Origin of the sequence: Staphylococcus sp. HMSC13A10 (genome assembly GCF_001808005.1) — a bacterium.
Classification (GTDB): domain Bacteria; phylum Bacillota; class Bacilli; order Staphylococcales; family Staphylococcaceae; genus Staphylococcus; species Staphylococcus pasteuri.
On the sequence record NZ_KV791839.1, the window covers coordinates 41226 to 41848 of the forward strand.

Below are 623 nucleotides of genomic sequence, written 5' to 3' on the forward strand. Positions count from 1 at the left end.
GTGCTTGTACTGTCAGAAAGTGACGTGCTCGTGCTAGTAGAACCGCTTAGAGAAGTGCTCGTGCTATCAGACGTTGAAGTACTTGCACTTGTAGAACCACTCAATGACGTGCTTGTACTGTCAGAAAGTGACGTACTCATACTAGTTGAGCCACTTAGAGAAGTGCTCGTGCTGCCAGAAAGCGATGTACTTGTGCTAGTAGAACCACTCAATGACGTACTAGTGCTATCAGAAAGTGACGTACTTGTACTAGTAGAATCGCTCAATGACGTGCTTGTACTGTCAGAAAGTGACGTACTCATACTAGTTGAGCCACTTAGAGAAGTGCTCGTGCTCTCTGATGTTGAAGTACTTGCACTTGTAGAACCTCTCAATGACGTGCTCGTACTGTCAGAAAGTGACGTACTCATGCTAGTAGAACCGCTTAATGACGTGCTTGTACTATCCGAAGTAGAAATACTTGTACTAGTCGAACCACTCAATGACGTGCTCGTACTGTCAGAAAGTGATGTGCTCGTACTAGTCGAACCGCTTAATGACGTGCTTGTACTATCTGAAGTAGAAGTACTTGTACTAGATGACTCACTTAACGAAGTGCTTGTACTATCAGAAAGTGACGTACT

1 pseudogene is annotated in these 623 nt (G+C 44.3%); it reads right to left on the reverse strand.

Going from position 1 to position 623, the window contains the following annotated elements:
* Positions 1-623 (reverse strand): annotated as a pseudogene (locus HMPREF3125_RS13190) (hypothetical protein); the annotation flags it as partial.